Source organism: Pedococcus sp. P2_A3, assembly GCF_056405035.1.
This window is the reverse complement of sequence record NZ_JBFUCW010000002.1, coordinates 46,043-71,783: the sequence shown is the minus strand read 5'-3', so window position 1 is coordinate 71,783 and position 25,741 is coordinate 46,043. Positions and strand designations below refer to the sequence as shown.

The following is a 25,741-nucleotide window of genomic DNA, read 5'->3' as shown; positions in this document are numbered from 1 at the left end:
CGCTACTCCCCCGCGAGGTCGCCGAGGCGCTCTCGCAGGGCGACAACCTGACCGATCACCACTACCGCTGGGGCGCGGACGCCGGCGGCGACCGCGTCGACCGCAGCGGTGGCGAGGGTGGTGGTGGTCGTGCGCTGCTCAGGAGTCCAGCCACGCTCGACGAGGGCGACCGGCGTGTCGGACGGTCGCCCGGCCGCGATGAGCGCCGCTGCGGTCTCGGCGAGCCGGGTGACGCCCATCAGGAGGACGAGCGTCGCGTCGGGCGCGGCATCGGCGGCCGCAGCCAGAACGTGGTCGGCGCCCTCGTGGGCCGACGCGACGACGAACGAGGCCGCGACCCCCCGGTGGGTGACGGGAATGCCGGCTGCCGCAGGCACGGAGACGGCCGAGGTCACCCCGGGGACGACTTCGACGGGCACCCCCTCGGCGAGGCAGTGCAGGGCCTCCTCGCCACCCCGCCCGAGCACGAAGGGGTCGCCGCCCTTGAGCCGCACCACCCGCTTCCCCAGCCGGGCGTGGTGGACCAGGAGCTCGTTGATGCGCTCCTGGCTGACCGGGTGGTGGCCCGGTGTCTTGCCGACGTCGACGACCTCGACGTCGGAGCCCAGGGTGGCCAGCAGTCCACGCGGACCGAGCCGGTCGGTGACGACGACGTCGGCCGCGGCCAGGAGGGCCCGGCCGCGCACGGTGATGAGGTCGTCGGCGCCCGGACCGCCGCCGACGAGGGCGACCCGGCCCACGGTCGCGCCCGCGGCGCCGCCGTCGGTGGGTGGCAGGGACCTGACCCGGCGCACGGGGAGGCTTCCGCTGTCGAGAGCGGCCAGGACGGCATCGCGGACGGCAACGGCGCGTCGGGGGTCGGCACCGGCGCTCACCGCGACGGTGAGTCCTTCGCTGGCGGTGCCGGTGGCTCCCCGCGCGACTGCTGGGGTCCACGCACTGGAGGCCGCGGCGTCGTCGGCCCGGACGCACCAGATGCGTGCGTCAAGCGCCTCACCGGAGACCTGGGCGTCGACCCGAGGGTCTCCGGTCGCGGTGTGCACCAGCCAGGCGGGCTCGAACGCCCGGTCCCTCAGGGTCAGGTCACCGGGGAGGTAGTCGCGGGCCACCCACGCGACCCTGCCGTCTGAGGCAAGGGCCGCAAGGTCCTCGCAGACGAAGGGGGCGATGACGTCGACGACCGCACCAGCCTGCACGAGCCCGGCAGCCCTGCGGGCCGCGACCGGCCCCCCGCCGACCACGACGACCCGGCGACCTGTGAGGTCGAGGGTGAGGGGGTACGACGGCGAACCCATCAGATGCCCTCACCGATGCTGCGGTCCGGCGCGTCGGCCATGCCCGCGGCCAGAGTCGAACCGTCGGCGTCGTCGATCAGCAGGAAGGCACCGGTGCGGCGCAGTGCGCGGTAGTCGTCGATGGCGACGTCGTCTGCCAGCCGCAGTCGGACCCGTCCGATCGCGTTGAGTGCCAAGCCATCTGGTGCCGTCCGCTGCTCCATGGTCGCGATGTCGAGCTGGTCCACGACATCGTCGACGAGGGCTCGCACGGTGCGGGTGCCGACCCTGAGCAGCACCCGGTCGCGCTGTCGCAGCGGACGCTCGGACAGCACCGCCACGGTGCCGGACAGGCTGCGGGTCGTGAGGCTCGGCTCGTCGGCCGAGGCCAGCAGGTCTCCCCGCGACACGTCGAGGTCGTCGGCCAGCCGGAGCACCACCGACTGTGGCGCGAACGCCACGTCGAGCGACTCGAGCGAACCGTCGGCCCGGGCCCGGTCGATGCCCGCGACCGTGGTGCGGCCGCCGCCGGGCAGGACGGTCACCTCGTCGCCGGGGCGCACGACCCCGGACGCCAGCCGCCCGGCATACCCGCGGTAGTCGCGGTGCTCCGCACTCTGCGGACGGATGACGTACTGCACCGGCATGCGGAGCGGCTGGGCGGACGGGTCGGTGCCGACCGGCACGGCCTCCAGGTGCTCGAGCAGCGTGGGGCCGGTGTACCAGCCGGCCCGGTCGCTGCGGTCGACCACGTTGTCGCCGAAGAGGGCTGAGACGGGCACGGCCACGACGTCCTCGATGCCGAATCGCGTTGCGTGGCGGAGGAACTCGGCCACGATGGCGTCGAACCTCTCCTGCGACCACTCCACGAGGTCCATCTTGTTGACGGCCACCGCGACGTGGCGCACGCCGAGCAGCCCGGTGACCGCGAGGTGGCGTCGGGTCTGCTCCACGACACCGTGGCGGGCGTCGATGAGGATCAGGGCCAGCTCGGCCGTGGACGCACCCGTGACCATGTTGCGGGTGTACTGCACGTGTCCCGGGGTGTCGGCCAGCACGTAGGACCTGGTCGCCGTCGAGAAGTAGCGGTAGGCGACGTCGATGGTGATGCCCTGCTCGCGCTCGGCGCGCAGGCCGTCGGTCAGCAGGGCGAGGTCGGCAGCGTCCAGCCCCCGCTCGCGGCTGACCCGTTCGACGGCGTCGAGCTGGTCGGCGAGGACCGACTTGGTGTCGTAGAGCAGTCGACCCACGAGGGTGGACTTTCCGTCGTCGACCGAGCCGGCCGTCGCGAGCCTGAGCAGGTCGTGGCGGTGGGCGGGCGCCTGGTCGTCAGCGGTGGCGAGGGTCACGGCAGCATCCGCCTCACGGGTCGCAGTCATCAGAAGTACCCCTGCTTCTTCCGGTCCTCCATGGCGGCCTCCGACATCCGGTCGTCCGCGCGGGTTGCGCCACGCTCGGTGAGGCGGGACGCCGCGAGCTCGAGGATGACCCCGGCCACGTCGGTCGCCTCGGAGTCGACCGCACCGGTGCAGCTCATGTCGCCGACGGTGCGGTAGCGGACCAGCCGGCGCTCCACCTGCTCGGAGTCCTTGGGGCCACCCCAGTCACCGGCCGCGAGCCACATGCCATCGCGCGCGAACACCTCGCGCTCGTGGGCGTAGTAGAGGTCGGGGAGGGCGATCCCCTCCCGCTCGATGTAGCGCCAGACGTCGAGCTCGGTCCAGTTGGACAGCGGGAAGACCCGGACGTGCTCTCCGGGCGCGTGCTTGCCGTTGTAGAGGTCCCAGAGCTCCGGCCGCTGCCGCCGCGGGTCCCAGGCGCCGAACGAGTCACGCAAGCTGAACACGCGCTCCTTGGCGCGAGCCTTCTCCTCGTCGCGTCGACCTCCGCCGAACACGGCGTCGAACTTCCCGGCCTCGATGGCGTCGAGCAGCGGGACGGTCTGCAGGGGGTTGCGGGTGCCGTCCGGTCGCTCACGGAGCCGACCGTCGTCGATGTAGTCCTGCACGTGGGCGACGACGAGCCGCACCCCGAGCCGCTCGACGGTGGCATCGCGGTAGTCGAGGACCTCGGGGAAGTTGTGCCCGGTGTCGACGTGGAGGAGGGCGAACGGCAGCTGGGCCGGCGCGAAGGCCTTGAGGGCCAGGTGGACCATGACGACCGAGTCCTTGCCACCCGAGAACAGGATGACCGGTCGCTCGAACTCCCCCGCCACCTCACGGAAGATGTGGATGGCCTCGGACTCGAGGTGGTCGAGGTGGTCGAGGGTGAAGTGGTCGGGCAGCGCCCGCGCAGCAGTCGTCGTCATGTGTGCAGCCCGCATTCGGTCTTGTCCTGGCCGGCCCAGCGACCGGCCCTGGCGTCCTCGCCCTCCGCGACGGGTCGGGTGCAGGGGGCGCAGCCGATCGAGGCGTAGCCCTCCTGGCGCAACGGGTTGAGGAAGACGCCGTGCTCCGCCACGTAGCGATCCACGTCGTCGTCGGTCCAGCCCGCGATCGGGTTCAGCTTGACCATCCCCCGCTTGTCGTCCCACCCGACGATGCCGATGTCGGTGCGGGTCGGCGCATCCACCCGGCGCATGCCGGTGACCCACGCCTCGTGGGTCGACAGGGCGCGGTTGAGCGGTTCCACCTTGCGCATGGCGCAGCAGGCGTTCGGGTCGCGGTCATGCAGCTTGGCGCCGTACTCGGCGTCCTGCTGCGCAACGGTCAGCAACGGCAGGATGGTGCGGATCTTCAGCGGCAGCATGGCCTCGTAGGCGTCGCGGGTGCCCAGCGTCTCGACGAAGTGGTAGCCGGTGTCGAGGAAGAACACGTCGGCCCCCGGGATGGTCGTCCCGACGAGGTGCACGAGCACCTCGTCACCCATCGACGACGCCACCGTGAGGTGCTCACCGAAGGTCTCCCGGGCCCAGCGCAGCGCCGCTCGCGCCAGCTCCACGCGCTGCTCGTATGCCGCGGCGTCGCCCTGCGCCTCCAGCGCGCCGAAGTGCTCCTCGCCCGCCTGCGCCAGGGCCTTGAGCTCCTCGGCGGCGCGCGGCTCGGCTACTCGCGGCTCGGTGGCGACCTCAAGGGTCGGGTCGCTGTTCGTCGTGCTCATGGCTGCACCCCTCCCCGGAGCTCGGCTTCCTCACGCAGACGACCCGGGATGCGGGTGGTGTCGAGGCTGGCCATCTGCACGGTGAAGACCCGGGCGCACGCGTTGCAGCGCCATGCGCCGCGAGGCTCCTCGACAGGACGCAGGTCCTCCTCGGCGCAGAACGGGCAGTAGTAGATGATGCTGGCGCGGGGACTGTCGCTCATCGCAGGTCGTCCTCTTCGGCGCGGTGGGCCCAGTGCGCGAACGACTCGTCACCCTCACGCTGGGCGACGAAGCGACCGGCGAGGCGCTCCACGTAGTCAGGCAGGTCCTCGGCCCGGACCTTCAGCGCGCGGGTCTTGCGGGCGAGCTGTGGCTCGGTGCCCAGCCCACCCCCGAGGTGCACCTGGAAGATCTCGACCAGGTTGCCGTCGTCGTCGGTCTGCACCATGCCCTTGAGGCCCACGTCGGCGACCTGGGTGCGGGCGCACGAGTTGGGGCATCCGTTGAGGTGGATGGAGAACGGCACGTCCCAGTCGGGCAGGCGGCGCTCCATCTCGGCGATGACGGTGTGGGCCCGAGCCTTCGTCTCGACCAGGGCCAGCTTGCAGAACTCGATGCCGGTGCACGCCATCAGGCCGCGGCGCCACTCGCTCGGGGCTGCGGGGAGGCCGAGCTCGTCCAGCGACGCGGTCAGCGCGGCGACCTCCTTCTGCGGCACGTCGAGCACGAGCAGCTTCTGGTGGGCGGTGAGCCGCACGCGACCCGAGCCGTGTTTCGCCGCCAGCTCGGCGACGGCATACAGGGTGGTGCCGCTGACGCGGCCGGCGACGGGGGCGACGCCGACCCAGAAGTTGCCATCCTGCTGGGGGTGCACGCCGACGTGGTCGCGGCGGTGTGCGCTGGGCGCCGGCGGCGGCGGGCCGTCGACGAGCACGCGCTTGAGGTACTCGGTCTGGAGGACGTCGCGGAACTTCTCGGCACCCCAGTCGGCCATGAGGAACTTCAGCCGGGCGCGGTTGCGCAGCCGGCGGTAGCCGTAGTCGCGGAAGATCGAGACGACGCCCTTCCAGACGTCGGGGACATCCTCGAGCGGGACCCAGACGCCCAGGCGCTGGGCGAACATCGGGTTGGTGGAGAGGCCGCCGCCGACCCAGACGTCGAACCCGGGACCGTGCTCGGGGTGCTCGACCCCGACGAAGGAGATGTCGTTGACCTCGTGGGCGACGTCGAGGCTGGGGCTGCCCGAGATCGCGGTCTTGAACTTGCGGGGCAGGTTGGAGAACTCCGGGCTGCCGATGTAGCGGTCCAGGATCTGACGCACGGCGGGCGTGCCGTCGAGCACCTCGTCGGCCGCGATGCCCGCGACCGGCGACCCGAGGATGACCCGCGGGGTGTCGCCGCATGCCTCGGCGGTGGTCAGGCCAACCCCCTCCAGGCGCTGCCAGATCTCGGGCACGTCCTCCACGCGGATCCAGTGCAGCTGGATGTTCTGGCGGTCGGTCACGTCGGCGGTGTCGCGGGCGAACTCCCGGCTGATCTCGGCGACCGTGCGCAGCTGGTCGGCGTCGAGCGCCCCGCCGTCGCTGCGGACGCGCAGCATGAAGTACTCCGCGTCGAGCTCGCTCGGGTCGAGGGTCGCGGTCTTCCCGCCGTCGATACCGGGCTTGCGCTGGGTGTAGAGGCCCCACCACCGCATGCGACCCCGCAGGTCCTCGCCGGGGATGCTGGCGAAGCCCTCCTTGGAGTAGACCTCCTCGATGCGGGCTCGCACGTTGAGGCCGTCATCGGCCTGCTTGAACTCCTCGTTGGCGTTCAGTGGCGTGCGGTCGCCGTCGGCCCAGGCGCCGGTGGCCTTGCCGGCCTGCCGCTGGGGACGGGTGGGGGTCTGCGTCACCCCACCATTCTGCCCGTTCGCTTATGCATTGCATAACCGTCCATTATCCGACCGGAATCCCCACCAAGTCAGTGGGTATGCCGCGCGGCCGGTTCGGGAGCCTCAGGCCAGCGAGATGAGGTCGAGGTAGTCCTGGCCCCAGTGGTCCTCGACGCCGTCGGGCAGCAGCAGGATCCGCTCGGGCTCCAGCGCCTCGACCGCGCCCTCGTCGTGCGTGACGAGCACGACTGCTCCCTTGTAGGTGCGCAGCGCGCCGAGGATCTCCTCGCGCGACGCCGGGTCGAGGTTGTTGGTGGGCTCGTCCAGCAGGAGCACGTTGGCGCTGGAGACCACCAGCATGGCCAGCGACAAACGGGTCTTCTCGCCACCGGAGAGCACGCTGGCCGGCTTGTCGACGTCGTCGCCGCTGAACAGGAACGACCCCAGCACCTTGCGGACCTCGGTCTCACCGAACGAGTCGGGCGCGGCCGACTTCATGTTGGCCAGCACGGTGCGGGAGACGTCGAGGTTCTCGTGCTCCTGGGCGTAGTAGCCGAGCTTGAGGCCGTGGCCGGGCTCCACCTGTCCCGTGTCGGGCTGGTCGGCCCCGGCGAGCATGCGCAGCAGCGTGGTCTTGCCGGCGCCGTTGAGGCCCAGCACCACGACCCGCGACCCACGGTCGATGGCCAGGTCCACGTCGGTGAAGACCTCCTGGCTGCCGTAGGAGCGCGAGAGTCCCGAGGCGCGCAGTGGCGTCCTTCCACAGGGAGCGGGGTCGGGGAACCGCAGCTTGGCCACCTTGTCGCTGGTCCGCTCCCCCTCGACGCCGGCGAGCATCCGCTCGGCGCGCTTGATCATGTTCTGGGCGGCGACGGCCTTGGTGGCCTTGGCCCGCATCTTCTCGGCCTGCTCCATCAGGGCGGCGGCCTTCTTGGTCGCGTTGGCGTACTCCCGCTTGCGGGCCCGCTCGTCGGTCTCGCGCTGCTGGAGGTAGGGCTTCCAGCCGACGTTGTAGAGGTCGAGCTCGGCGCGGTTGGCATCGAGGTGGAACACCCGGTTGACGACGGCGTCGAGCAGTTCGACGTCGTGGCTGATCACCACCAACCCACCCTGGTACCCCTTGAGGTAGTCGCGCAGCCAGCCGATCGAGTCGGCGTCGAGGTGGTTGGTGGGCTCGTCGAGCAACAGCGTCGCGGCGCCGGAGAAGAGGATCCGGGACAGCTCGACGCGGCGGCGCTGACCACCGGAGAGCGTCGCCAGCGGCTGCCCGAGCACCCGCTCCTCCAGGGAGAGCGCGCTGGCGATCGTCGCGGCCTCGGACTCCGCGGCATACCCGCCCTGGGCGGTGAACTCGCCCTCCAGACGGGAGTAGCGGCGCATCGCCTTGTCGCGGGTGTCGTCGTCGGCACTGGCCATCGCCGCCTCGGCCTCGCGCATCTGCGCGATGATCCGGTCGAGGCCGCGGGCGGACAGGATGCGGTCGCGGGCCAGCACGTGCAGGTCACCGGTGCGCGGGTCCTGGGGCAGGTAACCCACCTCACCGGTCGAGGTCACCGAGCCCGCCGCAGGCTGACCCTGACCGGCGAGCACCTTCGTGAGCGTGGTCTTGCCGGCGCCGTTGCGGCCCACCAGCCCGACCCGGTCTCCGGCAGCGATGCGGAACGTCGCACCGTCGAGCAGGAGCCTGGACCCAGCGCGCAGCTCGATCCCACTGGCGGCAATCACGACGGAACTCCAGACATCACAGGCGGGGGTGGGGGCGCTCCGACGATTTGCGGATGCGCCGCTCAGGGGCTGAGATCACTAGTCTAACTTGCACGGTTGCCCACCCGGGACAGCTGCACCAGGCAGCGACGCACCCACGAACGCGGAGGCCAGATGAGCTTCAACGACGACGTCAACATCGGCGGCTCCCAGGTCGGGTCCGGCGGCAGCGGTGGCGGCCCCGGCGGCATGGTGGTCGGCGGAGGCGTCGGCGGGATCATCCTCCTGATCATCGCGCTCATCTTCGGCATCAACCCGAGCGACCTCCCCACGAACCCCGGTGGTGGCAGCAGCGACCAGGGCCAGGTCCAGCCCGGCGGCACCGAGCAGGACTCCGAGCTCGCCAACTGCAAGACCGGGGCGGACGCCAACAAGAGCGACGCCTGCCGCGTCAAGGCCACCGTCCTGGCGGTGAACACGTTCTGGTCGCAGGAGCTGCCGAAGTACAAGCGCGAGTACACCCCTGCGAAGACGATCCTCTACAACGGCTCGACGCAGTCGGCGTGCGGCACCGCGAGCAACCAGGTCGGCCCGTTCTACTGCCCGCTCGACAAGCAGGTCTACATCGACGCCAGCTTCTTCAAGATCCTCACCGACCAGTTCGGCTCGAGCGGTGGCCCGCTGGCCCAGGAGTACGTCGTGGCCCACGAGTACGGCCACCACGTCCAGGACATCCTCGGCCTGCTGGACGAGGCACAGAAGGACCCCAAGGGCGAGCAGAGCGGCGGCGTCCGCATCGAGCTGATGGCCGACTGCCTCGGCGGCGTCTGGGCCAACCACGCCACCGAGACCAAGGGCCAGAGCACCAACGGCGGCGAGGTCGCCTTCCTGAAGCCGTTGACGGACCAGGACATCAAGGACGCCTTGTCGGCCGCCTCCTCGGTCGGAGACGACCGCATCCAGGAGAAGACCCAGGGCCGGGTCAGCCCGGAGTCGTGGACCCACGGCTCGGCGGCCGCGCGCCAGAAGTGGTTCACCACCGGCTACAAGACGGGCGACCTCAACCAGTGCGACACGCTGAGCCCTGACACCGTCGAGTAGTCCACGTACGGGCGGCCCCGTCCGCCCGACACCTCGATGTCAGTCCTCGATGCTGACCCGAACCGAACGCCCACGCTTGAGGGCCTCCTCGAGGACGGCACGCCTCGGGTCAGGCAGGTCGTAGAGCTCGCGCCGTGGGAGCTCGTCGAGGTGCGCCAGCCGCGGGTCGTCGAGGACCGCGCGCACGAGCGCCTTGTCGCCCCCCACGACCAGACCCCGCGGTATGCCGCGCGGCAGGATCCGCAGGGTGTGCTCGGCCACCGCGCGGACCAGCTCGTCGGCCTGGTTGCCGCGGCGTCGCGCGAAGCGTTGCTGCGACCAGCCACCCGCCGCCGTGCGCGACTGGACGTGCCGTCTGCCCACCTTCGAGTCGCTGAACGAGGGACCCCGGGCCAGCCCGACGGCATACCCACCGCGACGGATCAGGAGCACGCCCAGAGGGTCGTGCACGAACTCGTCGCGCGCCGTGACGCGTTGCGGCGACTCGCGATCAGCGTTGTTGGCCGCGAACCGCTCGAGCCAGCCCTCGAGGCGCTCGGGCGCGACCTCCACCACGCGGGTGGTCACCGGGCGGCCCGGTCGGTGAGGTGGATGGCTCAGAGGTTGAAGCCGAGGGCGCGCAGCTGCTCGCGGCCGTCGTCGGTGATCTTGTCGGGTCCCCACGGCGGCATCCACACCCAGTTGACGCGGTAGGAGGCGACCAGGCCCTCGAGGGCCTGCGCCGTCTGGTCCTCGATCACGTCGGTCAGCGGGCAGGCTGCCGAGGTGAGGGTCATGTCGAGGACCGCGTGCTTCTGGGCGTCGACGGTGATGCCGTAGACGAGGCCGAGATCGACCACGTTGATGCCGAGTTCGGGGTCGACGACGTCGCGCATGGCCTCTTCGACGTCAGCGACGTTGGGGGTGGCAGTGGTGGTGTCGCTCATGACTCGTCCTTGCTGGTCGTGGTGCTTCTGGTGGTGTCGTGGCCTGCTTGGTGCAACGCGTCGGTGAAGGCCATCCATCCCAGCAGAGCACACTTGACTCGCGCTGGGTACCTGCTCACGCCGGCGAAGGCCACCCCGTCACCGATGACTTCCTCGTCACCGGGGTCCGCACCCTTGGAGGTGAGCATGGCGCGCATCGCCTCGTGGGTCGTCATCGCCTCGGCCACGGTGTGCCCGATGACCTCCTCGGCCAGCACGCTGGTGGAGGCCGTCGAGATGGAGCAGCCCAGGGCGTCGTAGGAGATGTCGCGGACCACGGCGTCGGGGCCGCGGCCCTCGACCTGCACCCGCAGGGTGACCTCGTCGCCGCAGGTGGGGTTGACGTGGTGCACCTGGGCGCCGAAGGGCTCGCGGAGACCGGCGTGGTGCGGTCGCTTCGAGTGCTCGAGGATGAGCTCCTGGTAGAGGTCCATCAGCTCGCCACCCCGAAGATCTGCGGCACGCGGTCGAGCGCGCCGAGCATGGTGTCGACCTCGGCGGACGTGTTGTAGGCAGCCAGCGTGGCCCTGGTCGTCGCAGTGACGCCCATCCGGCGGTGCAGCGGCCACGCGCAGTGGTGACCCACCCGGACGGCGACGCCCTCGTCGTCGAGCACCTGCCCGACGTCGTGGGCGTGCACGCCCTGCACGTCGAAGGCCACGGCGCCCACGCGGTCGACCGCCTCGGCCGGTCCGACGACGCGCACCCACGACCGCTCCGCCAGCCCGCCCAGCAGGCGCTCGGTCAGGGCGTGCTCGTGGGCGGCGATGCGCTCGAGGCCGAGCTCGTCGAGGTAGTCGATGGCGGCACCCAGACCCACGGCCTGCGCCGAGTTGGGCGAGCCGGCCTCGAAGCGCTGGGGCGGCGGGGCGTAGGTGGTCGCCTCCATGCGGACCGTCTCGATCATCGAGCCACCGGTGATGAACGGCGGCATGGCGTGCAGCAGCTCACTGCGACCCCAGAGTGCACCGACCCCGGTGGGACCGAACATCTTGTGACCCGAGAAGGCGGCGAAGTCGACCCCGAGGTCGGCCACGTCGAGCCGCAGGTGTGGCGCCGACTGGCAGGCGTCGAGGACCGTGAGCGCCCCGACAGCCCGGGCGGCTGCGGTGAGCTCGCGCACGGGGTTGATGGTGCCGAGCACGTTGGAGACGTGGGTGAACGCGAAGACCTTCGTGCGCTCGGTCAGCAGCTCGTCGAGCGCGGGTCCGTTGACGCCCTCGAGGTCGAGCCGGCCGTCGTCGGTGACCCCGACCCAGCGCAGGGTCGCCCCGGTACGGCGGGCCAGCTCCTGCCACGGCACGAGGTTGGCGTGGTGCTCCATCTCGGTGATGAGGATCTCGTCGCCCTCGTGCAGGTCGAGGCGGGGGTCCTTGGCCTGGCCGGCCACCGAGTTGGAGAAGGCGTAGGCCACGAGGTTCAGCGACTCGGTGGCGTTCTTGGTGAACACCACCTCCTCGTCGACTCCCCCGACGAACCTGGCCACCTTCGCCCGGGCACCCTCGTAGGCGTCGGTGGCCTCCTCGCTGAGCTGGTGGGCACCGCGGTGCACGGCGCTGTTGACCTGCTCGCTGAAGGCGCGCTCGGCGTCGAGCGCGCCGGCATACCGCTGCGACGTGGCCCCGGAGTCGAGGTAGACCAGCGGCTTCCCGTCACGCACGGTGCGCGACAGGATCGGGAACCCGGCCCGGATCTGGGCCAGCTCCTCGTCGCTGAAGGTCGTTTCGCTCATCAGGTGTGCCGCGTGGCTGGGCGTGGCGCTCAGGCCTGGGTGGCGAGGTAGCGGTCGTAGCCCTCGGCCTCGAGGCGGTCGCCCAGCTCGGGACCACCCTCCTCGACGATCTTGCCGTCGACGAAGACGTGCACGAAGTCGGGCTTGATGTAGCGCAGGATGCGCGTGTAGTGCGTGATGAGCAGGACGCCGACGTCGGTGCCCTCCTTGGCCCGGTTGACACCCTCGGACACGATCCGCAGCGCATCGACGTCGAGGCCGGAGTCGGTCTCGTCGAGGATCGCGATCTTGGGCTTGAGCAGCTCCATCTGGAGGATCTCGTGGCGCTTCTTCTCGCCGCCGGAGAAGCCCTCGTTGACGTTGCGCTCGGCGAAGGCGGGGTCCATGCGCAGGGCGTCCATCGAGCCCTTCATGTCCTTGACCCAGGTGCGCAGCTTCGGCGCCTGGCCGTCGATCGCGGTCTTGGCGGTGCGCAGGAAGTTGCTCACCGTCACGCCGGGGACCTCGACGGGGTACTGCATCGCGAGGAACAGTCCGGCGCGGGCCCGCTCGTCGACCTTCATGGCCAGCACGTCCTCGCCATCGAGGGTCACGGTACCGCCGGTGACGGTGTACTTCGGGTGCCCGGCGATCGAGTAGGCCAGCGTGGACTTGCCCGAACCGTTCGGACCCATGATCGCGTGGGTCTCGCCCGACTTCACGGTCAGGTCGACGCCGCGCAGGATCTCCTTGGTGCCCTCCTCCACGTCCACGGTGACGGTCAGGCCACGAATCTCAAGTGTTGCCATGGTTACTCGTTCCTCAATGTCTGTTGGGAATTCAGCTGGTCGGAATGCTGGGGGTTTCGGTTCGTCAGGCGTTCATCGGCGTCGTGCCGACGAAGACGTCGCCGTTCTCGACCTTGACCGGGTAGACGTCGATGGGGGCCGTGGCAGGCGGCCCGGACGGCTCGCCGGTGCGGACGTCGAACCGCGAGCCGTGCAGCCAGCACTCGAGCGTGGTCCCCTCGAGCTCACCCTCGGAGAGCGAGACGTTGGCGTGGCTGCAGGTGTCGTCGACCGCGTAGAGGTCGCCCTCACGGGTGCGCACGATGGCCACGACGTGCCCGAAGATGTCGGCAGCCGCAGCGCCGACAGCAGGTAGCTCGTCGACTCGGCAGACCCGCACGAAGTCGACGTCGTCGGTGACGGTCTCCGGGACGGCGCTCACGCGACGTCCTCGGTGGCGATGCCGGGCACCGCGCCGAGCTCGGCGTCGATGACCTCCATCAGGTGCTCGGAGATCTCCGGCACGCCGATCCGCGCGACGATGCTCGCGAAGAAGCCACGGACGACCAGGCGGCGGGCGACGTCCTCGGGGATGCCGCGGGCCTGCAGGTAGAACAGCTGCTCGTCGTCGAAGCGACCGGTGGCCGACGCGTGCCCGGCGCCGACGATCTCGCCCGTCTCGATCTCGAGGTTCGGGATCGAGTCGGCGCGACCGCCCTCGGTGAGGACGAGGTTGCGGTTGAGCTCGTAGGTGTCGGTGCCCTCGGCGCTGGCGCGGATGAGGACGTCGCCGACCCAGACGGTGTGGGCCGTGTCGCCCTGGAGGGCGCCCTTGTACTCGACGTTCGAGTGGCAGTGGGGCGCCTCGTGGTCGACGAAGAGACGGTGCTCCTGGTGCTGCCCGGCGTCGGCGAAGTAGACGCCGAGACCCTCGAACGAGCCGCCGGGGCCCGCGTAGCGCGCGTTCGTGGACACCCGGACGATCTCGCCGCCGAGCGTCACCGCGATGTGGCGCAGGTGGGCGTCACGACCGATGAGGGCGTCGTTCTGGCTGACGTGGAGGGCGTCGTCGTCCCACTCCTGCACGGTCACGAAGGTGAGGTCGGCGCCGTCGCCGACCTTGATCTCGACGTTCGCCCCGCACTCGGCCGAGCCGCGGTGCGTCAGGACGACGGTGGCCTTGCTGTGGTGCCCGGCGTCGACGACCAGGTGGCCGTTCACGCGCGCGAGGTCGGTGGCCGTGATGGTGATGCGCACCGGCTCGGTGAGCTCGGCCTCGGCGGGGATGCTCACCCGCGTCGCCCGGGCCTCGCCGGCCCACGCGACCACGGAGGCACGGTCGGCGGGTACGAGCACGCCGGACGACCGGGGGTCGACCTCCGACAGCGTCACGCCGGCCGGGGCCTGCACGTCGACCGAGACCTTGGCGGTGTCGGTCGGGGCGACCTGGAACAGCGACGAGAGCCGGTCGACCGGGGTGAACCGCCACTCCTCCTCACGGCCACCGGGCACGGCGAAGTCGTCCACGGCATACGAGGTCTTGCGCTCGGCTCGCGACTGGTCTGGGACGAACGCAGCGACGGAGTCGGTGTGGGAGTCGTCGGTGGGGGTCTTCTGGGCCAGCAGGCTCAACCCACTGCTCCTTCCATCTGAAGCTCGATCAGGCGGTTCAGCTCGAGGGCGTACTCCATGGGCAGCTCGCGCGCGATGGGCTCGACGAACCCGCGCACGATCATGGCCATGGCCTCCTCCTCGGTCATCCCGCGGGACATGAGGTAGAACATCTGGTCCTCGGACACCTTGGAGACGGTCGCCTCGTGCCCCATCGTCACGTCGTCCTCGCGGATGTCGACGTAGGGGTAGGTGTCGGAGCGGCTGATGGTGTCGACGAGCAGCGCGTCGCACACGACGCTGGACCGGGAGCCGTGCGCACCCTCGAGGATCTGCACCAGTCCGCGGTAGGACGTGCGTCCGCCGCCGCGGGCCACCGACTTGGAGACGATGGTGCTGGAGGTGTTCGGGGCCGCGTGGACCATCTTGGCGCCGGCATCCTGGTGCTGGCCCTCGCCCGCGAAGGCGATCGACAGCGTCTCGCCCTTGGCATGCTCGCCGAGCAGGAAGACGGCCGGGTACTTCATGGTCACCTTCGACCCGATGTTGCCGTCGATCCACTCCATCGTCGCGCCCTCGGCGGCGGTCGCCCGCTTGGTGACGAGGTTGTAGACGTTGTTGGACCAGTTCTGGATGGTCGTGTAGCGGACGCGGGCGTTCTTCTTCACGACGATCTCGACGACCGCGGAGTGCAGCGAGTCGGACTTGTAGATCGGCGCGGTGCAGCCCTCGACGTAGTGCACGTACGAGCCCTCGTCGGCGATGATCAGGGTGCGCTCGAACTGGCCCATGTTCTCGGTGTTGATCCGGAAGTAGGCCTGCAGCGGGATGTCGACGTGGACGCCCGGGGGCACGTAGATGAACGAGCCACCCGACCAGACCGCGGTGTTGAGGGCCGCGAACTTGTTGTCACCGGCGGGGATGACCGACGCGAAGTACTCGCGGAACAGGTCCTCGTGCTCGCGCAGGCCGGTGTCGGTGTCGACGAAGATGACGCCCTTCTCCTCCAGGTCCTCGCGGATCTGGTGGTAGACGACCTCCGACTCGTACTGCGCCGCCACACCGGAGACGAGGCGCTGCTTCTCGGCCTCGGGGATGCCCAGGCGGTCGTAGGTGTTCTTGATGTCCTCAGGCAGCTCGTCCCAGCTGGTCGCCTGCTTCTCGGTGGACTTCACGAAGTACTTGATGTTCTGGAAGTCGATGCCGGTGAGGTCGCTGCCCCAGTTGGGCATCGGCTTCTTGCCGAAGAGGCGCAGGGACTTCAGCCGCAGGTCGAGCATCCACTGCGGCTCGCTCTTGCGACCGGAGATGTCGCGGACGACGTCCTCGTTGAGGCCACGCTTGGCGGTCGCGCCAGCGGTGTCGCTGTCGGCCCAGCCGTACTCGTAGCGGCCCAGGTCCTTCAGACCCGGGTTCAGCTCCTCGATGTGGGTGCTCATCGCGTGGACGACCCTTCTGTTGAGTTCACAGGTGTGGTGGATGGCTTACCGGTGGGGATGAACGTGGTGCACACGTGGTCGCCGTGGGCGAGCGTGGCAAGGCGCTGCACGTGCACGCCCAGCAACCGCGAGAACGCATCAGTCTCAGCGTCACAGAACGCGGGAAATTCCCTGGCCGCGTCCTGGACGGGGCAGTGCCCCTGGCAGAGCTGTATGCCGGTGAACGGGCTCGTGGAGCCGGGCTCCCCCACCGGGCGGGCCGAGGCGGCGAACCCGTCGCGGGTCAGGGCGGCGACGAGGACGTCGACGCGGGCCGCGGTGTCGGGGCCCGCAGCGGCGAGCTGCGCGGCATACCGGGTCTCGACCTCGGCGACCCGGCTCTCGGCGAAGCGGCGCACGGCAGCCTCGCCGGCCTCCTGCGCGAGGAAGCGGAGCGCCTCGGTGGCGAGGTGGTCGTAGTCGGACTCGAGGGCGTGGTGGCCGGCCTCGCTGAGCACGAACGAACGCGCCGGGCGGCCGCGACCGCGGATGCCGGGGGCCGGCTCACGCGCGGCGATCAGGCCGGCCTCCTCGAGGTTCTCGAGGTGGCGGCGCACGGCCGGTGCCGTGAGGCCGAGGTCGTCGGCCAGGGTCGCCGCGGTGATCGGGCCGAGCTCGCTGATCGCCTGGAGCACCCGGTCGCGGGTGCGCGACTCGAGCACCAGCGGCACGTCAGGGGTCGCCACAGCGGGCGACACCGAGGCGGTCCGGATATTCACAACACGAATGTTACGTAAATCCCCACCGGCCTGCATAGCAAGGTCTACCTAACCTCCCCGGGCCCGGCTCCAGGATCAGGGGGCGCGGGGGCGCGGGGCGCTCAGTCGAGCAGCCCGCGGTCGCGGGCCACCGCCACGGCCTCGCCCCGGCCGGTCACCCCGAGCTTGGCGATGATGTTGGAGACGTGGACGCTCGCGGTCTTCGCGCTGATGAAGAGCTGGGTGCCGATCTGGCGGTTGCTGCGACCGAGGGCCACGAGGGCGAGGATCTCGGCCTCCCGGGCGGTCAGGGCCTCCCCCTGACGCGAGGCCGTCTTCGCGATGGACCGCGCTCCCCCGCCGTGCCGGACCTCGGCCCGGAGGGGCTCGGCACCGAGCCGCTGGGCGACCTCGAGGGCGGCCGTGAGCTCCTCGGACCCGCGGGGGTCACCGACGGACTTGAGGAAGGTGCCCAACCGGGCCCTCGACCGGGCCGTCTCGTAGGGGTGTCCGTAGGCCTCGAACGCGTCGACCGTCGCCTGCCAGGCCTCGACCAGCTCGGCCGGGTCGACATCGGCCCCGCCCAGCCAGCGCAGCCGCAGCGCCTCGGCCCTGGCGCGGGCGAGCCAGGCCGTCGACTCGGGGCCGTCGTTGCCCGGTCTCGACGTCGCGCGGTCCCAGACCTGGGTGGCCGACTCGGCGAGCCCGGCCCCGCGCGCCAGCAGGGCCGGCCGCTGCGAGCTGGGGACCCGCTGGATGTGGCTGCCCAGCTGGCCGAGCAGGAGGGTGTCGAGCCGCAGCTGCCCCTGGAACAACGGGTACCAGACCCGGTTCAGCACCTCCACGACCTCGTCGTGGACGGCGATGGCGGCATCGAGGTCGTCAGCGTGGCCGTGGAGGTCGATCGCCGCGCTCCCGGCGAGCAGGGCCACCAGGCCCTCGCTCTCCCACCACGGACGCGAGACCTCGTAGCCCGACACGGCGGCGTAGTTCCCCTGGGCGGCGGCGACGTACATCCGCGCGCCCAGCAGGAGCGAGCGCGCCGGCTCGGGCGGGACCTCGTGCGCCACGTCGAGGATGTCGAGGGCCTCGGCCCACCGGCCCCGCTCATAGGCGGCGACACCGGCGAGCAGGCGGCCGTCGAAGGCGTAGGGAGCCCAGGGGCGCCCCGCTCCCCTGGCCCGCTCGACGCCCCGGCGGTAGACGTCGACCGCCTCGTCGAGCCGTCCGGCGCGGTGGTGCAGCCACCCGAGGTGGTGGTAGGCGCGGACCTCGGCCGGGTCGCCCGGCGACCTTGACTCGGCGATGATCCGCTCGAGCGTGCGGCGCGACGTCTCCGGGTCACCCGCGCGCTCGAGGATGCGGGCCTCGACGACCCGGACCTCGTCGGCCACGTCGTGCAGGCCTGCGGCCTGGGCCGCAGCCACGGACTCCTCGATGGCGGCGAGGGCCTCGCCGTCGCGACCACGGTCGGCCAGCGCCTGCACCTTCGCGGCAAGCAACCTCGCGCGGGTCTGGGGGTGGTCGACCTCGGCCGCGTCGAGCAGCCCGAGCCCCTCCTTGGTGGCAGCGAGGGTGTCGAGGGTGCTCTCGGTGATGCGGGCCGTGGTGGCCAACGCGGCGAGGAGCTCGGCGCGACCCGCAGGGTCGGAGTCGGGCGAGCGCCGGGCCAGTCGGTCCTCGAGCAGCTCGAGCGCCTTGAGGGCCTGCCCGACCGCGGTCGCGGCCGTGGCGGCACGGAGAGTGACCGTGTCGACGTCCACGTCGGTCTCGGCCATCAGCGCCAGGGCGTTCTTGAAATGACGGAAGGCCTCCTCCGGGCCGGCCATCCGCATCGCCGAGTCACCGGCCTGCACGCTGGCCGCGCGGGCCTGCTCGCGGAGCCCTGCGGCGGCGGCGTGGCGGGCCAGCTCGGCCCAGGTGCCGAGGCTGCGGTCGTCGGCCAGCGCCGCGGCATACCGCTCGTGGGCCCGGACGCGCTCCCCGGGCAACAGGTCGTCGTAGACGGTCTCTCCGAGCAGTGCGTGACGGAAGGCGTAGCCACCGCTCTCGGTGGGCACCAGGACGTGGTGCTCGACGGCGTCGCGCAGCCCCGCGTCGAGCTCGGCGTCACCGAGCCCCGCCACCACCGCGAGGAGTCGGTGCGACACGTGGCGTCCCGCGGCCGAGGCGATCCGGACCACGTGCTGGCCCGCGGTGTCGAGCTGGTCGAAACGCACGAGGAGCAACCGCGAGAGGTCCTCGGCGAGACCGGACCCCCCGAGCGCGGTGGCGGCGACGAGCTCTTCGGCGAAGAACGCGTTGCCCTCGGCGCGCTGCACGACCTCGCGCACCTGCGCCTCGGGCAGGGGCTGGGTCTGCAGGCCACGCACGAGCTCGCGCACGGCTCGGTCGGGCAGCGGCGCAAGGTCGAGGCGCTCGACGTCACCGAGCCGGGCCCAGTGGGCCAGCGTGGTGCGGAGCGGGTGGCGCCGGTGGAGGTCGTCGCTGCGGTAGGAGGCGACGATGCTGACGCGGCGCGAGAAGCCGCGGGTGAAGAGCAGGGTGAGCAGGTCGCGCGAGGACTGGTCGGCCCAGTGCACGTCCTCGACGACCAGCAGGAGCGGTGCGTCGGTGGCCAGGTCGTCGAGCGCCGCGTGGACGGCCTCGACGAGGTCGCCTCGGTCGACCACCTCGTCGCTGGGGTCGTCGGGGTTCGGCTCGTGGCGGCGGGACGGGACGAGCCGGGTGAGTCCCGGGTGGGCGGACAGCACGCGGTCGAGCAGGTCGGGCGAGGTGCTCTCGAGCCGGCCGAGGACCTCGATGAACGGCAGGTAGGGCAGGGCCTGGCCGGCCTCGCCGAGGCAGTGCCCGATCAGGACCGACCAGCCGGCCTCGCGGGCCCGGCCCGCGACCTCGGCCAGGATGCGGGTCTTGCCGATGCCGGCGTCGCCGGAGAGGAGGACGAGCCCAGTGGCGTCGCCGTCGGACAGGCCCAGGAGCCGCGCGAGCTGGGCCGCCTCGTCGTCACGCCCGACGAACAAGCCTGCTGCCGAACGCTCGAGACCCACGGCACTGATTATGTCGGAGTGGTCCGACACGGTGTCGTGGGTCTCGGCCTGCTGAGCGGTCGCTTTCGGGACGTCGAGCGAGGTCGCCATCGGGGCGGCCGGGTCAGGCGACGCGCGGGGCGCCGTGGCCAGCCGTGTGCCGTGCGTGCCGGTGCGGGTGGCGCACCCGCTGGAGGGCGGCACGGATGACGTGACCGTGGTGCCTGCCCGACGAGGCGTGGGCCAGTCCGGCCGAGAGGTTCTCGGTGCGCCACTGGACCTCGGCGGCGACGAACAGCGGATCTGCGCTGATGCTCATGGTGTGCTCCTTCTGACGGTGTCTCGTGCTGATGGGTCAAACCTGACGGCCTGAGGTGGGTGCCCACATGGGGCGAGTGCCTTATCTGCGACCGGACCGGGTCCCGGGGGGCCTTAGACGGGGCGTGGTGTGTGCCGGGCGAGCTGTCCGAGCGGACGGCGAATGCGCCAGACCCTGCGGGGGCGGCGCCGGCTCGACCGCCGAGCGGGACGGTGGCCGGCAAGGTTCGCGCCGGACAGGCTCTCCTGCTTCCACTGCTGCTCGGCGAGGACGATGTAGGGGTGTGCGGTGAGGCTCATTGCTCTGCTCCTTCGTGCGCTGTCGGTCTGCCCTGCTGATGACTCCACCGTTCGCCCCTGAGGTACCCGCTGGCATGGGGAAGTCGCCCATGCCTGCGACTCGTCGGCGAGTCTGAGGTCCCCCGGCCCCGCGGCAGGAGACCCGGCGCCGAGACCTACACTCAGTGCGTGCCACCCGCCGTCCACGTCTCAGGTCTCGTCAAGCGCTACGGCGACGTGGTGGCCCTCGACGGCGCCTCCTGGCAGGCCCCGGACGGCGCGGTGACCGCCGTGCTGGGCCCCAACGGCGCCGGCAAGACGACGATGGTCGAGTGCTGCGAGGGGTTGCGCCGCCCCGACGGGGGGCAGGTGCGCGTCCTCGGCGCCGACCCGTGGCACGCGTCGCCGGCCCACCGGGCCCGGGTGGGCGTGATGCTCCAGGACGGTGGCCTCCCCGCGTCCGCGCGGCCGCTCCGCCTGTTGCGCCACCTCAGCGCGATGTATGCCGCCCCCGCGCCGCTCGACCCGATCGTCCAGCGCCTGGGGATCGACGGGTTCGCCCACACCACCGTGCGACGGCTCTCGGGTGGACAGCGCCAGCGGGTGGCGCTCGCGGCCGCACTCGTCGGTCGGCCCGAGGTCGCGTTCCTCGACGAGCCCAGTGCCGGTCTCGACCCACACGCCCGCCTCGACGTCTGGGAGCTCGTGAGGTCGCTCGCGGACGACGGTGTCGCCGTCGTGCTGACCACCCACTCGTTCGAGGAGGCGGAACGGCTGGCCGACCACATCGTCGTCGTCGCGGGCGGTGTCGTGGTGGCCGAGGGATCGCTCGACGAGGTCACCGCGGGCGACCGGCTCGAGGACCGCTACTTCGCGCTCACCCGCAGGTCCATCGCGTGACAGCCGCCGACCCGGCCCTGACCTCCTCCCGCCCGGCGTCCGCCGTGGCGCGGGTGCTGGCCCAGGCGCGTTTCGAGGCGACCACGCTCCTGCGCAACGGCGAGCAGCTCCTCGTCGCGGTGTTGCTCCCGGCAGCCGTGCTGGTGGCGCTGGTGCATGCCGACTCGATCTCGCTGGGTGCCGGGCGGCGCGTCGACCTCGCGGTGCCGGGCGTGCTGGCGCTGTGCGTCATCTCCTCCGCCTTCACCGGCCAGGCCATCTCCACCGCGTTCGACCGTCGTTACGGCGTGCTGAGGCTGCTCGGGGTCACCCCGCTGGGCCGGTCCGGGCTGGTGCTGGCCAAGGCCGTGGCGGTGCTCGCCGTCATCGCGGTGCAGGTGGTGGTGATCGGCGCCCTCGGGGCCGCACTGGGCTGGGAGCCGGCGGTGCGCGGCATACCGGCGGCGTGCGTCGCCCTCGTGCTGGGCACGTGGGCGTTCACGGCTCTGGCCCTGCTGCTGGGCGGGACGCTGCGCGCCGAAGGCGTGCTCGCGGTCGCCAACCTGCTGTGGGTCGCCCTCTTGGGCCTGGGCGGGGTGGTCGTCGCCGGGACCGAGCTCCCCGACCGGTTCGCGAGCGTGGTGCGCGTGCTGCCGTCGGCAGCGCTCGGCGACAGCCTGAGGGCCGCCCTGGTCGAGGGCCGGGTCGCTGCCGGTGCCTGGCTCGTCCTGGCGGCGTGGGCGCTCGTGGCGACGCTCGCGGCGCGGCGGTTCTTCCGCTGGAGCGACTGACCGGGCTCGCGGGCACTGGCCCAGCAGGCGGTGGCGGCCACGGCCAGCCCGGTCACCAGCCACCCCGGTCGCGCCGTGAGCGCGGCCACAGCGAAGAGCGCCGCATAGCCGACCGCGACGCCGGCCCGCCACGTGTTCGTCACCATGGGTCCAGTCAGCCAGCGCGGGGGCCCGCGCACCATGAGGGGACTCCCCCAACCGCGTCAGGGTCCACCCTGAGACGTACCCTCGTGCCGTGACCGCAGCGCCCGCCCCGACCTCAGCCACGGCTGTCGCAGAGCCGACCACCGGCGCCGTCTGGCTCCCGAGGATCCTGCTGGCGAACCTCGTCGTCGAGGTGCTCATCGTGGTCACCGGCGGGCTGGTCAGGCTCACCGGGAGCGGGCTCGGCTGCCCCAGCTGGCCCGAGTGCGTGCCGGGTTCGTACACGCCGGTGCCCCACCAGGCGGAGGGCTGGCACCGGTACATCGAGTTCGGGAACCGCACCCTCACCAGCGTGGTCAGCATCGCGGCCATCGCGACCGTGTATGCCGTGTGGCGGTGGGCTGCCGGCCGCCGCGACCTGTTGGTCCCCGCCATCGGCGTGCTCGTCGGGGTGGGTGTGCAGGCGGTCCTCGGGGGCATCACCGTGCGCACCGGGCTCAACCCGGTCACCGTCGCCGCCCACTTCCTGGTGTCGATGTGCCTCGTCGCGAGTGCGGCCTACCTCGCCTTCCGGGCGCCCGAGCCGGCCGGTCCCCGGCCCCTGGTCGTGCACCCGCTGGTCGAGCGGCTGGGGTGGGCGACCTGCGCGGTGGCCGCCGTGGTGTTGCTCCTGGGCACCGTCGTCACGGGCTCGGGCCCGCACTCCGGCGATGCCGACCAGCCGGCCCGGTTCGGCTTCGACCCGCGCACCATCTCGTGGCTGCATGCCGACGCGGTGATGCTCTTCGTCGGCCTCGTGGTCGCGGTGTGGGTCGCGAGCCGCCTCACCAGCAGCTCCCGCCTCCCCGGCCGCGCCTGGGCCGGGGTGCTCGTCGTGACCCTCACCCAGGGCGTCGTGGGCTACACGCAGTACCTCACCGGGCTGCCGTGGGTCGTGGTGCTGGTCCACATGTTCCTCGCGACGCTGCTGGTGGTGGCGCTGACCCGCGCCATGGTGCGCCTGCGCTCCACCCCCTGAAGCAAACCGGCCCATCGCCCGTTTCCCCGCGGCATACCCCGCCTCCCGCCCGGGAAACCGGCCCATCGCCCGTTTCCCCGCGACCAAACTCCACAAGCGCTCTTGTGCAATAGAAATTGCACAACTATTGTTGTGCACATGCCCAGCCCACGACGCCCCGGTGTCCGCACCGTCACGGAGGCCAAGGCCCTGAGTGCCATGGCCAACCCGTTCCGCTCGCGGATGATGGACGCCCTCAAGGTCGACGGCCCCTCCACCGCCTCAGCCCTGGCCGCTCGCACCGGTCAGGCCGTGGGCAGCGCGAGCCACCACCTCAAGGTCCTCAGCGAGGCCGGTCTGGTCGAGGAGGCGCCCGAGCTCGCCAAGGACCGGCGCGAGCGGTGGTGGCGGCTGGTCGACCCCGGCACCCGGTGGTCTCGTGCCGACTTCGCCGACGACACCGCCGCCGTCACCGCCGCGTATGCCGCGGAGGCCCTTGCGCTGCAACGCCAGTTCGAGCGCACCCGCGACTGGAACGCCAACGCCGCCTCGGCGCCAGAGTGGGACGCGGCTGCGTTCGCGACCCAGAACTGGATGAAGCTCTCCCCCGACGAGCTGCGCCAGGTGGCCGACGAGATGGTCGACGTCCTCATGCGCTGGTCGCAGCGCGAGGTGCCCGACGACGGGGTCGACCGCGAGTCGGTCTTCGTCTTCGCCCGAGGGTTCCCGGCCCAGCCATGACGAACCACACCTCACCGGTTGCCCCGCCGCCCCCACTGGCCCGCAACCGGAACTTCGCCCTGCTCTGGTTCGGGGAAGGCGTCAGCGTTCTGGGCAACGCCACGACGTCGGTGCTGCTGCCGCTGCTCGCGGTGGTCGGGTTCGACGCCGGCGCCGGGTGGATGGGCGCCCTCACGGCAGCGGCCTGGGTGCCCTGGCTGCTCATCGGCCTGCCCGCAGGCGCGTGGGTGGACCGGCTCCCCGCCCGCCGCGTGATGCTGGTCAGCGACCTCGCGGCCGCAGCGACCCTCGCCAGCGTGCCCGCCGCGTGGGCGCTGGGACTCCTCACCCTCCCCCACCTCGCCGTCGCCGCGTTGTGCAACGGCGTGTGCACCGTCTTCTTCCGCGCCGCCTACCCCGCCCTGGTCCGCCAGGTGGCACCGCGCGAGCAGCAGGAGTCGGCGTTCGCGGGGCTCTTCGGCACCGAGTCGGCGATGCAGGTCGCCGGCCCCGGCGTGGGCGGGCTGCTGGCCCAGGCGGTCTCGACCGCCGGAGGGCTGCTCGTCGACACGCTCAGCTTCGTCGTCTCGGCGGTGTGTCTGTGGCGGCTCAGGCTCCCCGCCACCGGGCCGGATCCAGTGCACGACGCCGACGTGCCGTCGCTGCGCCGGCGCATCCGGGAGGGCGTCGACTACATCCGCCACGACCGGATCCTGCGCTTCTTCACGGTGATGGGCGGGCTGAGCAACTTCGGCCTCACCGGCTACGCCGCCCTCCTCGTCCTGTTCCTGGTCCGTGAGGTGCACCTGGGTGCGGGGGCAGTCGGGCTGGTGATGGCCGTCGGCTCACTGGGCGGCGTCATCGGGGCGACCATCGCGACCCGGGTCTCCCACCGGCTCGGCTCGGCGCGCGCTCTCCTCGCGCTGCAGGTCCTCGCCGGGCCCCCTGCGCTCCTCGTGCCGCTCGGAGCGCCCGGAGCGGGCCTCGTGGCCATGGTGGCGGGGATGCTGTTGGTCGGCGTCGGGGTCGTCGCCGGCAACGTGGTGCGCGGCGCGTGGCGCAACCGCTACGTGCCCGAGCACCTGGTGGCGAGGCAGGTCACGACGGTCCAGGTGGTCAACTACGGGACCATGCCGCTGGCCGGGCTCGTGGCCGGAGTCATGGGCAGCACCCTCGGCCTGCGCCCCACGATCGCCGTCATGGCGGCCATCCACGTGGTCGCCTGCGTGTCGATGTTCTGGAGCCCGCTGCGAGGGCTGCGCGAGATGCCGGCCGGAGCCGACGCGGGAGCGGACGTCAGTGCCGACCTCAGTGCCGACGCCAGCGCTGACGTCAGCGCGAGATGACCGGCAGGTAGACCAGCGGGTCGACGGCCACGCCGAGGAAGAGGATGCCGACGTAGGTGATGGAGAAGTGGAACAGCCGCATCGGCTTGAGCACCTTCGGCCCGGCACCGGCCTTGGCGGCACGGTGCAGGCGGTGGGCCTCGGCCAGGAACAGCGCGCCCGTCACGACCGCGGTGCCGAGGTAGACCCAGCCCATCGGGTTCACCCACACCAGGGCCAGGGACACGGCGACCATCGCCCACGAGTAGGCCACGATCTGTCGGGCGACGACCAGGAACTCCTCGACCACCGGCAGCATCGGCACGTGCGCCGCGGCGTAGTCGTCCTTGAACTTCATCGACAGCGGCCAGTAGTGCGGCGGCGTCCAGAAGAAGATGACGAGGAAGAGCATGACCGCCGACCACGACACCGAGTTGGCCACGGCCGACCACCCGATGAGGACCGGCATGCACCCGGCTGCGCCGCCCCAGACGATGTTCTGCGCGGTGCGGCGCTTGAGGATCATCGTGTAGCCCACGGCATACATGACGATGGCCCCCAGCGAGAGAGCCGCGGAGAGCCAGTTGGTGAACACCGCGAACCACGTCGTCGAGACGACGGTGAGGACGACGCCGAAGATGAGCCCCTCGCGTGGGGTGATCTCCCCGGTGACCATCGGCCGGTTGCTGGTGCGGTGCATCTCGGCGTCGATGTCGCGGTCGTAGACACAGTTGAAGGTGTTGGCCGCGCCGGCGCTGAGCGCACCCCCGACCAGGGTCGTCACGATGAGCCAGAGTGACGGAATCCCCTTGTGCGCCAAGAACATCACCGGGATCGTCGTCACGAGCAGGAGCTCGATGATTCGCGGCTTGGTGAGCGCGAGGTATGCCGCGGCCTTGCTGCGACGCCCTGGAGTCGGGGACGCGGAGATCCGGGCAGACGGATCGAGTGCGGTCACGGCGTCCTTCGCGGGTG

General features: G+C 71.5%; 26 protein-coding genes. 6 read left to right on the top strand and 20 right to left on the bottom strand.

Annotated elements, in window-relative coordinates; all coding sequences use genetic code 11:
• Window positions 1-2: 2 nt before the first annotated feature.
• From cobA to AC1DX8_RS02310, 7 genes are all read right to left on the bottom strand, one after another.
• Complete coding sequence (gene cobA / locus AC1DX8_RS02340) at window positions 3-1,295, bottom strand: uroporphyrinogen-III C-methyltransferase (RefSeq protein ID WP_477628293.1); 1,293 nt, start codon at window positions 1,293-1,295, stop codon at window positions 3-5.
• A complete protein-coding gene (locus tag AC1DX8_RS02335) occupies window positions 1,295-2,653 on the bottom strand; it encodes a sulfate adenylyltransferase subunit 1 (RefSeq protein ID WP_477628292.1) in 1,359 nt (452 codons plus the stop codon). The genes cobA and AC1DX8_RS02335 overlap by 1 nt, the downstream gene beginning before the upstream one ends.
• On the bottom strand, window positions 2,653-3,582 hold the full coding sequence (gene cysD / locus AC1DX8_RS02330) for a sulfate adenylyltransferase subunit CysD (RefSeq protein ID WP_477628291.1): 930 nt from the start codon (window positions 3,580-3,582) through the stop codon (window positions 2,653-2,655). The genes AC1DX8_RS02335 and cysD overlap by 1 nt, the downstream gene beginning before the upstream one ends.
• Entirely contained in the window at window positions 3,579-4,373 is a 795-nt protein-coding gene (locus AC1DX8_RS02325) for a phosphoadenylyl-sulfate reductase (RefSeq protein ID WP_477628290.1), read from the bottom strand. Before AC1DX8_RS02325 ends, cysD begins: the two co-directional genes overlap by 4 nt.
• Window positions 4,370-4,576: a hypothetical protein gene (locus AC1DX8_RS02320; RefSeq protein WP_477628289.1), complete on the bottom strand. Its 207-nt coding sequence runs from the start codon at window positions 4,574-4,576 to the stop codon at window positions 4,370-4,372. The genes AC1DX8_RS02325 and AC1DX8_RS02320 overlap by 4 nt, the downstream gene beginning before the upstream one ends.
• The gene (locus AC1DX8_RS02315; protein WP_477628288.1) at window positions 4,573-6,249 is read right to left on the bottom strand and encodes a nitrite/sulfite reductase; all 1,677 of its coding nucleotides are present in this window, start codon (window positions 6,247-6,249) and stop codon (window positions 4,573-4,575) included. Before AC1DX8_RS02315 ends, AC1DX8_RS02320 begins: the two co-directional genes overlap by 4 nt.
• Window positions 6,250-6,351: 102 nt before the next feature.
• Entirely contained in the window at window positions 6,352-7,953 is a 1,602-nt protein-coding gene (locus AC1DX8_RS02310; protein ID WP_477628287.1) for an ABC-F family ATP-binding cassette domain-containing protein, read from the bottom strand.
• Window positions 7,954-8,106: 153 nt separating this feature from the next.
• Between AC1DX8_RS02310 and ypfJ the strand changes: the two genes are divergently transcribed.
• The gene (gene ypfJ / locus AC1DX8_RS02305; RefSeq protein ID WP_477628286.1) at window positions 8,107-9,033 is read left to right on the top strand and encodes a KPN_02809 family neutral zinc metallopeptidase; all 927 of its coding nucleotides are present in this window, start codon (window positions 8,107-8,109) and stop codon (window positions 9,031-9,033) included.
• Window positions 9,034-9,072: 39 nt separating this feature from the next.
• On the opposite strand, the gene AC1DX8_RS02300 is transcribed toward ypfJ, so the two are convergent.
• The 12 genes from AC1DX8_RS02300 to AC1DX8_RS02245 all read right to left on the bottom strand — a co-directional run bounded on the left by AC1DX8_RS02300 (window position 9,073) and on the right by AC1DX8_RS02245 (window position 19,931).
• The gene (locus AC1DX8_RS02300; RefSeq protein WP_477628285.1) at window positions 9,073-9,600 is read right to left on the bottom strand and encodes an acVLRF1 family peptidyl-tRNA hydrolase; all 528 of its coding nucleotides are present in this window, start codon (window positions 9,598-9,600) and stop codon (window positions 9,073-9,075) included.
• A gap of 29 nt (window positions 9,601-9,629) precedes the next feature.
• A complete protein-coding gene (locus tag AC1DX8_RS02295) occupies window positions 9,630-9,959 on the bottom strand; it encodes a metal-sulfur cluster assembly factor (RefSeq protein ID WP_056885213.1) in 330 nt (109 codons plus the stop codon).
• On the bottom strand, window positions 9,956-10,432 hold the full coding sequence (sufU, locus tag AC1DX8_RS02290; protein ID WP_477628284.1) for a Fe-S cluster assembly sulfur transfer protein SufU: 477 nt from the start codon (window positions 10,430-10,432) through the stop codon (window positions 9,956-9,958). The genes AC1DX8_RS02295 and sufU overlap by 4 nt, the downstream gene beginning before the upstream one ends.
• Window positions 10,432-11,730 carry a SufS family cysteine desulfurase gene (locus AC1DX8_RS02285; RefSeq protein WP_477628283.1) on the bottom strand — a complete coding sequence of 433 codons (1,299 nt, stop codon included), beginning with the start codon at window positions 11,728-11,730 and terminating at the stop codon, window positions 10,432-10,434. The genes sufU and AC1DX8_RS02285 overlap by 1 nt, the downstream gene beginning before the upstream one ends.
• Window positions 11,731-11,759: 29 nt before the next feature.
• Window positions 11,760-12,518 carry a Fe-S cluster assembly ATPase SufC gene (gene sufC / locus AC1DX8_RS02280; RefSeq protein ID WP_477628282.1) on the bottom strand — a complete coding sequence of 253 codons (759 nt, stop codon included), beginning with the start codon at window positions 12,516-12,518 and terminating at the stop codon, window positions 11,760-11,762.
• Between the two features lie 64 nt (window positions 12,519-12,582).
• Window positions 12,583-12,939, bottom strand: coding sequence for a non-heme iron oxygenase ferredoxin subunit (locus AC1DX8_RS02275; protein ID WP_477628281.1), 357 nt, complete (start codon window positions 12,937-12,939; stop codon window positions 12,583-12,585).
• Window positions 12,936-14,129, bottom strand: coding sequence for a Fe-S cluster assembly protein SufD (gene sufD / locus AC1DX8_RS02270; protein ID WP_477628280.1), 1,194 nt, complete (start codon window positions 14,127-14,129; stop codon window positions 12,936-12,938). The genes AC1DX8_RS02275 and sufD overlap by 4 nt, the downstream gene beginning before the upstream one ends.
• Window positions 14,126-15,547: a Fe-S cluster assembly protein SufB gene (gene sufB, locus AC1DX8_RS02265; RefSeq protein WP_477628279.1), complete on the bottom strand. Its 1,422-nt coding sequence runs from the start codon at window positions 15,545-15,547 to the stop codon at window positions 14,126-14,128. The genes sufD and sufB overlap by 4 nt, the downstream gene beginning before the upstream one ends.
• Window positions 15,544-16,305 carry a helix-turn-helix transcriptional regulator gene (locus AC1DX8_RS02260; RefSeq protein ID WP_477628278.1) on the bottom strand — a complete coding sequence of 254 codons (762 nt, stop codon included), beginning with the start codon at window positions 16,303-16,305 and terminating at the stop codon, window positions 15,544-15,546. Before AC1DX8_RS02260 ends, sufB begins: the two co-directional genes overlap by 4 nt.
• 101 nt (window positions 16,306-16,406) lie before the next feature.
• Entirely contained in the window at window positions 16,407-19,334 is a 2,928-nt protein-coding gene (locus tag AC1DX8_RS02255) for a helix-turn-helix transcriptional regulator (protein WP_477628277.1), read from the bottom strand.
• A gap of 103 nt (window positions 19,335-19,437) precedes the next feature.
• Entirely contained in the window at window positions 19,438-19,632 is a 195-nt protein-coding gene (locus AC1DX8_RS02250) for a hypothetical protein (RefSeq protein WP_477628276.1), read from the bottom strand.
• A gap of 113 nt (window positions 19,633-19,745) precedes the next feature.
• Window positions 19,746-19,931 (bottom strand): hypothetical protein, encoded by a 186-nt coding sequence (locus AC1DX8_RS02245; RefSeq protein ID WP_477628275.1) that lies wholly within the window; start codon window positions 19,929-19,931, stop codon window positions 19,746-19,748.
• A gap of 168 nt (window positions 19,932-20,099) precedes the next feature.
• On the opposite strand from AC1DX8_RS02245, the gene AC1DX8_RS02240 reads away from it, so the two are divergent.
• From AC1DX8_RS02240 to AC1DX8_RS02220, 5 genes are all read left to right on the top strand, one after another.
• A complete protein-coding gene (locus AC1DX8_RS02240; RefSeq protein ID WP_477628274.1) occupies window positions 20,100-20,810 on the top strand; it encodes an ABC transporter ATP-binding protein in 711 nt (236 codons plus the stop codon).
• Window positions 20,807-21,580, top strand: a complete 774-nt coding sequence (locus AC1DX8_RS02235; RefSeq protein ID WP_477628273.1) for an ABC transporter permease — start codon at window positions 20,807-20,809, stop codon at window positions 21,578-21,580. Before AC1DX8_RS02240 ends, AC1DX8_RS02235 begins: the two co-directional genes overlap by 4 nt.
• Before the next feature lie 235 nt (window positions 21,581-21,815).
• Window positions 21,816-22,742 (top strand): COX15/CtaA family protein, encoded by a 927-nt coding sequence (locus tag AC1DX8_RS02230; RefSeq protein WP_477628272.1) that lies wholly within the window; start codon window positions 21,816-21,818, stop codon window positions 22,740-22,742.
• A gap of 138 nt (window positions 22,743-22,880) precedes the next feature.
• Window positions 22,881-23,462: an ArsR/SmtB family transcription factor gene (locus tag AC1DX8_RS02225; RefSeq protein ID WP_477628271.1), complete on the top strand. Its 582-nt coding sequence runs from the start codon at window positions 22,881-22,883 to the stop codon at window positions 23,460-23,462.
• Complete coding sequence (locus AC1DX8_RS02220; RefSeq protein WP_477628270.1) at window positions 23,459-24,787, top strand: MFS transporter; 1,329 nt, start codon at window positions 23,459-23,461, stop codon at window positions 24,785-24,787. Before AC1DX8_RS02225 ends, AC1DX8_RS02220 begins: the two co-directional genes overlap by 4 nt.
• Here AC1DX8_RS02220 and AC1DX8_RS02215 read toward each other — a convergent pair.
• Entirely contained in the window at window positions 24,774-25,724 is a 951-nt protein-coding gene (locus AC1DX8_RS02215; protein WP_477628269.1) for a heme o synthase, read from the bottom strand. The two genes, AC1DX8_RS02220 and AC1DX8_RS02215, sit on opposite strands and share 14 nt — an antisense overlap.
• Between the last annotated feature and the right edge of the window lie 17 nt (window positions 25,725-25,741).